The sequence below is a fragment of the Coprococcus intestinihominis genome, from assembly GCF_040096555.1.
Lineage (GTDB): Bacteria > Bacillota > Clostridia > Lachnospirales > Lachnospiraceae > Coprococcus_A > Coprococcus_A intestinihominis.
Genome location: NZ_JBBMEK010000195.1, coordinates 1 through 6,357, shown reverse-complemented (window position 1 = coordinate 6,357; position 6,357 = coordinate 1). Strand labels below are relative to the sequence as shown.

General features: G+C 40.5%; 9 protein-coding genes. All 9 read right to left on the bottom strand.

Going from position 1 to position 6,357, the window contains the following annotated elements:
- Nucleotides 1-531: ATP-binding cassette domain-containing protein (locus tag WMO25_RS13265; RefSeq protein WP_349085683.1), on the bottom strand; the 531-nt coding region annotated here is incomplete at its 3' end.
- A complete protein-coding gene (locus WMO25_RS13260; protein ID WP_349085682.1) occupies nucleotides 531-1,433 on the bottom strand; it encodes a hypothetical protein in 903 nt (300 codons plus the stop codon). The genes WMO25_RS13265 and WMO25_RS13260, both read right to left, overlap by 1 nt.
- Nucleotides 1,423-2,202: a hypothetical protein gene (locus tag WMO25_RS13255; RefSeq protein ID WP_349085681.1), complete on the bottom strand. Its 780-nt coding sequence runs from the start codon at nucleotides 2,200-2,202 to the stop codon at nucleotides 1,423-1,425. The genes WMO25_RS13260 and WMO25_RS13255 overlap by 11 nt, the downstream gene beginning before the upstream one ends.
- 12 nt (nucleotides 2,203-2,214) lie before the next feature.
- The gene (locus tag WMO25_RS13250; protein WP_349085680.1) at nucleotides 2,215-3,630 is read right to left on the bottom strand and encodes a DUF6034 family protein; all 1,416 of its coding nucleotides are present in this window, start codon (nucleotides 3,628-3,630) and stop codon (nucleotides 2,215-2,217) included.
- 111 nt (nucleotides 3,631-3,741) lie between these two features.
- Nucleotides 3,742-4,971, bottom strand: coding sequence for a lanthionine synthetase LanC family protein (locus WMO25_RS13245; protein WP_349085679.1), 1,230 nt, complete (start codon nucleotides 4,969-4,971; stop codon nucleotides 3,742-3,744).
- A gap of 2 nt (nucleotides 4,972-4,973) precedes the next feature.
- On the bottom strand, nucleotides 4,974-5,162 hold the full coding sequence (locus WMO25_RS13240) for a hypothetical protein (RefSeq protein ID WP_349085677.1): 189 nt from the start codon (nucleotides 5,160-5,162) through the stop codon (nucleotides 4,974-4,976).
- Nucleotides 5,163-5,252: 90 nt separating this feature from the next.
- Nucleotides 5,253-5,417: a hypothetical protein gene (locus WMO25_RS13235; RefSeq protein WP_349085676.1), complete on the bottom strand. Its 165-nt coding sequence runs from the start codon at nucleotides 5,415-5,417 to the stop codon at nucleotides 5,253-5,255.
- Between the two features lie 81 nt (nucleotides 5,418-5,498).
- Nucleotides 5,499-5,636 carry a hypothetical protein gene (locus WMO25_RS13230; RefSeq protein WP_349085675.1) on the bottom strand — a complete coding sequence of 46 codons (138 nt, stop codon included), beginning with the start codon at nucleotides 5,634-5,636 and terminating at the stop codon, nucleotides 5,499-5,501.
- Nucleotides 5,623-6,357 (bottom strand): sensor histidine kinase (locus tag WMO25_RS13225; protein ID WP_349085674.1); only part of this gene is annotated, 735 nt, incomplete at its 5' end. The genes WMO25_RS13225 and WMO25_RS13230, both read right to left, overlap by 14 nt.

The window sequence follows — 6,357 nt, the reverse complement described above, 5'->3', positions numbered from 1 at the left end:
CTGAACCAGTATCAGTTCATGCATCTGACTGACACCGTGCTTGTCCAGGCCGTTAAAGGGCTCATCCAGAATCAGCAGGGAGGGATCCTCCATCAGTGCCTGTGCAATGCCAAGGCGCTGCCTCATGCCAAGGGAATACTTGCTGACAGGCTTCTTCATCTCCGGATCCAATCCTACTGCCCGGATGGCCTCTGCCACTGCCTTTTTGTCAATTTTTTTGCGAAGAGATGCCAGCAGTTCAAGATTTCTCATGCCTGTAAGATTCGGCAGAAATCCCGGTGTCTCAATAATAATTCCCGTATCCTGGGGAAAATCCATATCTTTGCCGATTCGCTTATAATTCACGGTAATTTCACCGGAATCCGGAATCAGAAATCCGCAGATACATTTCATCAGCACGGTCTTGCCGCTGCCGTTGTTGCCCACAATGCCGTAAATCCGGCCTTCCTTAAAATCATAACTGATATGATGCAGCACGGTCTCCTCGCCAAAACTTTTGCTCACATCCATGACCCTGATCACATCACGCATTATTTTCCCTCCGTTCCGCTGAATGAAAATGCATACCGACGAATGGCACATATGGTTAATATCAACAATACTGCCAGTAAAGCAAGGCCGATTGCCACAGTCTGTCCCAATGTTGGCAGCTTATCATAGCCAAAATTATGCATATAAAAGGTTGCCTGATTCAGGGGCGATATCCACCCCACCAACACTCTGGCCTTGTAGCTTAACTGATCCGGCAGATGCAGCACCTTCTTAATATTGTCCGGATTCAGCAGCAGACCGTAACAGCTGAAGGAAATCACCGCTGCAATCCCCGATATCTGTCCTTTCCATATATTAAACAGCAGCATTACCAGAACCATCACCAATGTATACAAAAGCATCAGTGCCAATACCCAGAGCATACTCTGCCATGGCCGGCTCATCTCGATAGCTTTCACCGCTGACGGCAGATTCAGTTCTTTGCCGCTGCCGGAATAAGCCAGTGCCGCCGCTGTCCGGCTCCACCGGTTGCCTGCAAAAGCATTCTGCATGGTCAGCACCACCGTGGAAAAAAGTGTAAATACCATAAAAAGCAGCGTTGCCAGCGCCACATACACCATCTGCCCCACAACCCACACACGCCTTGTAGTCCGCATCAGATAAAAAGGCGTTGCCGTGGTGATAAAGGGCATATCCGCAAATAAAATCAACAACAGCAGTGACACAAGCAAAATCGCATTGCTGTCTCCAAATGTCCATATGAAAGCTTCAAAAATCTGCATGGTTGTGTCCCGCTCCAGGGCAAACTGTACCGCTTTGTCTGTCAGAAGGTAACAGAGAATAAAATCCAGCAGAAAGGCGGTTACAACCCTTGCATTTTTGTGCCATCGGAGGAAATTATAGGAAGCCACCGACAGCACCATTTTTCCTTTATACCACACGTTCCAGACACCTCATCCCTGTTCTTCTTACCACCAGATAAATCATTCCTGCCAGAAGCAGCAGCCACAGACAGATTCCCCAGTCACCAAGCGGCCAATTCCAGCTCATCACCAGCCATTCCTTCGGATAGAACAATTTCAGGCCATCAAAATATCTTTCATATAGGATTTCCAGCAAATAATCTACAATAAATGGTCCGATCCATGCCATCAGACGATTGAAGGTGCCCAGTGACAACAGCATCCCCACCAGAGACCAGACAGCACCAAAACAACCATAGCGAAAGATTAGTCCGATCAGCTGCCGGATCAATGGACTCTGTATATTTTCCGGTGAAGCAGCCACATCGCCGATGACCGACGTTGTCTCCCGTGGCAGCAATAAAACGACGCTGATCAATGTAACAAGAAGTGCCGATGCCATCAAAGTCATTACTCCGGATATCAGACAGGCCATCGCTTTTGACTGAATATAGCTTGCTTTATCTGTCCTGTAGAGAATATTTTTAAACATGCCGGATCTGATTTCATCGATGCAGGCTGCACTGTATGGAAAGGCACACATAACAGGAGCCACTAACAGTGCATTGCCTGTTGTCAGCATTTGCAGAATCAATGTCAACGTTTTTCCCCTCTCCAAGGGCTCAGACTGCGTCCAATCAGCCATGAGCGTATCCATGTTGCCCATCAACACAATCGCTGTAAAAACCAAAGCCGGAATGATTATTTTCTGCATCCGGCTGATTTGTTTTCTATCGTATACTAACATTTCCCTCTTCTCTTAATATCCCAGCCAGGTATTGATGATCGTCCCGTCAATGGCATTGACCACGCAATATTGATTCACCCAGTCGTCTTCTTTATAATCGCCCTGGCTTGTATAGCCACTGAAAACAAACGTTGGTACATATTGATATGACTGGTCTGTATTTTTCACCTTGACACGGCAGTACATCTGACTGATATCTGTAATGTTTGCATAGGCCTGCACACCTGCCACGCCATCTTCTTCCGGATCATCTGTCGCCAGTCCAAGAGAATTCAAAGTACATTTGACCTGCATATAATTTTTAAATGCCTGATAAATATCATTAAAAGACAACAGAGTCGCCGACTGATCTTCTGTTGATGTGATCTGCATCGGTGAATCCCATTCTGCCGACACAATCTTATCATCCGTCAGTGTAAAATCAATCTGTTCATATTCCAGGTTGGCTGCATAGGCATCTTCTGACGTATATCCAATATCGCTGTATACACAAGGGACATCATTTAAAATCGGAATATATCGAATATGCCATTGATTATGATTTGACCAGACGTTATTTACTTTCCATGTGCCATCTGTCAGTTCTTTCAGCTTCTCATCCGTCATCTGAATCGCTTCTTCCTGGCTCAATGAAGGTGCACTCCCCACTAACACACCATCGTCTTCATCTTCCCAATAAAACATCAGCGTATGTAATTGGTAATCTTGTGTAGATCTATTACTGGCGCTTATATACGCACGTTTTCCATCACAATCTCCAATGACTTTTAATTTTTCTGTTTGATCGATATCATCCCATTCATCATTATCATCATCATCGTATTCTTCTTTCATATAATAAGAAGCCGGCCGAAATGTCCAGTCGGTTTTTTCTCGTTCATCATTGTCAATTGCCTCTGAATAATGCGCTTTCAAATTTTTAATTTCATCTTTATATAACTGAATCACACTATCTGCTTCTTCTTCCGTATAGCCTTCTGCTATCAAACTCTCTCTGTCATTGATAGCCTGTTGCCGCCAGAGAATCGCCTCTTCAATCTCTGACTTTGTCATTTCATTTCTTCCATCATAGACATCTTCGGTTCCATAAAAAGCCTTTGACCAGCGCTTCACATCATCTACAGAAATCTCTTTTGCTTCAGCATACACAATCGGTACAGGATGTGCTTTCACTTCATCCGCCTGTACATTAATTGACACCCCTTCTGTATCTGCATCAAATGTTTCTGAAATTGCTTCTGATACGATTTCTGTACCATCTGCACTCTGATCTTCAGAAGTTGTATCACTATCGGCCTGGCTAACATCAGTCTGACGAACCTGATGATCATTTTTATTCGCAATCACATCCTGTTCCGGTGTTGACTGACAGCCTGTTAACAATGCACATATCAGAATCATCAAACATACAAAGTTTCTCTTTTTCATCGTACTCCTCCAATCTTTCATCTGGATAGTGGTTTACTTATGTTGTATGGCAATCATAGCACACAATTAGCCGGATTCAATTGCGTTTCCTTTATCTGCCTATTTTCTGTCTTAATCTCTTTCCCACTCCCAAAATAACAGGAAAATTCCTATTCCAACTAATCCTTGCATCATGCCATAATTTAAAATATCTTCAATTGATAGTCGTTTATCTAAATATTTTGCCACATTCTCATACCATTTTTCTTCTTCATAACCAAAGACATGACGAATATATCTTTCTACTATCAACAGACCGGCCTGTCCATGACATAAACACCAATCTGTTTTTTCTGTCTGGCACATTTGATCTATCACCTGATTCAATGGAATATCCTTAAAAAGCTGATCCATTGTTAAACCACTTATCTTATGAATCAATGCACGTGCTACGAGTATTCCTGCACTTTCATGACACCATGCAACAGTATTTCTAGGATGTTCCCTTCCTTCTCGAATATCAAGCCAATTATTCATTGAACAATCAAACAACTGGTCTTCCTTTCGACATAACTCCAGCACAATTTCTTTATACTTTTCTTCTCCTGTATAGCTTCCCAACAAAGCCATCGCCACTGCCATACCGCTGTATCCATGTGCCATGCCTGCAAGACAATGCTTTGATTGAATACTTTTTATCAAATCTATTCCTACTTTCTGGGCAGTATCAAGATACATCTTATCCTGTGTTGTCTTATACATAAGCAGCATTAAAATAATGATTCCTGCCCTTCCCTGTATTAAATCATCACTGGTTACCTGATAATCATTATCCAAAACAAACTGACACTGTTTCTTAGCGTAAACTATATAGCTTTCTTCTGCCGCAAGCTCATACATTATCCAATATGTAAAGGCAACGGATGCTTCACCATCAAACAGTCCCATCCTGTCATTTGGATGGCTGCTGTCATCCTGAATTAAAGTATCTGTATGTTCAAATAGCTGTTTTTTCAATTGTTCAACCACTGAATAGTAAGCGTCTTTATACTCCCTCTGCCACATTGCTTCAAAGAAAAGAAATATGCCGCTTAAACCATTGTATAAATAAATATCTGCTTTTCCAGCTTTTGTCCATCCATCTTTACCATAAATGACACTGGTCCATTCCATTTTGTCTCCTGTTAAAACAGCAGCATTGAACACCCACTTTGCAATTCTTTCAGCTGTCAACTCTCCTATTTTCGACTGCGGCTGTCCCAGTTGCCCGTTCCAGTTTTCTTTCTTTTTGTCATACATCAGTAAAGCACTTTGAATGACTTTCGTCTGAAAATCCTTATACCAATCTGATAACTTTTCCACTCTTATTCTTCTGCACTTGAATGACCATTTAATTGCCCAGCATCTTTTTTCTCATGCATATCTGCTATCAAACATCTGAAGGGAATCAAAAAAACTCTTTGAACTATCTGTTTTACCAGACTGTCTATCATATTTTCTGTTAGTGAAGCAATCAGCTTTTGTTTCAAAATAATTCTAATATACTGACCCAATTTCTCATAAAAACTATCAAAAACTCGTTCTTCTCTTTCAAATTTAAATCCATTTTCTGTACTTACACTGAATATGCATTTAACAAAAAACTATTTTTCTTCTTTTGCTATCTTTGCACGTTTCACATCCTGCATGCTCAAAAGCCCAGGATACTTTAACAATTCATCCAGTATATCTTTGCCTAAAAATTTTTTCCAAAATTGCTGTGTATCTTTATTTTTACCTATTAATTTCAATAAATCTCTACTGTCCATCTTGCTCTTTCTAATAATAATCTATAATCCCCTAAAAAAAAGTGTCTGACAGGAATTTTTCCTGCAGACACCCTACCATACCTAGCAACACAATAAAGTATACAATCCTCCGATATGTCCTGTAAAATCATCTGATTCAGATTCTTTTACATTTTGTTGTAATTTTTCAATATGTTTTAATTCCTCTAACAAACCTTTTGCTAATTCAAGTTCCTGCACTATCCTTCACCTCTTCATCATAAAATGTAACAACACCCCTGAACACATTATCTTCGTCACTGATTTCTATTAATCCGTCATACTTTTCCACAATTTTTTGAACACTCATTAACCCCAACCCATGCATTTCTGTATTTTCCTTCTTCGTGGTCAGATAATGATATTCTATCTTTCTTCTCTCACCCTCATAAGGGTTTGATATTTCTATACGGAAAATACCATTGGGATTTTGTATAGAGAAATCAATCTGTCTCTGTTCATCCGGAAGATCTTTGACTGCCTCAATAGCATTATCAAATAAATTACCTATAATAATACATAACTCAGTTTCATCCACGGGGCAATGATACGCCTCAACAGCACAGTTTACACGAATTGTCTTTTCCTCTGCCTGTTCTATCTCATAATTCAGCATCAGATTTAACACTTCTATCCCTGTATATCTGTTTTTACTCTTCTTTTTAGTTGCTGCGATCTTCTTTTCAAAATATGTCTGTGCTTCTCTATATTTGCCATTCTCTAAATATTCCAATATCAGCACATCTTGATGAACAGCATCATGCAGCATCATTCTTTTCTCTGTATACATCTTCTGAATCATCTCATACTGTCTCTTCAGCATTTCAAAATTCATATCAGAAATCTGCTGCTGATATTGCATGTCCTTATATCCCTTATAAAAAATAATCGCTGTTAAAACGCTAAACAAACATATAAAAAC

Coding starts and splice junctions, on each gene's coding strand:
- WMO25_RS13255 (WP_349085681.1), bottom strand. CDS start 2,202: ATGTTAGTATACGATAGAAAACAAATCAGCCGGATGCAGAAAATAATC.
- WMO25_RS13250 (WP_349085680.1), bottom strand. CDS start 3,630: ATGAAAAAGAGAAACTTTGTATGTTTGATGATTCTGATATGTGCATTG.
- WMO25_RS13235 (WP_349085676.1), bottom strand. CDS start 5,417: ATGGACAGTAGAGATTTATTGAAATTAATAGGTAAAAATAAAGATACA.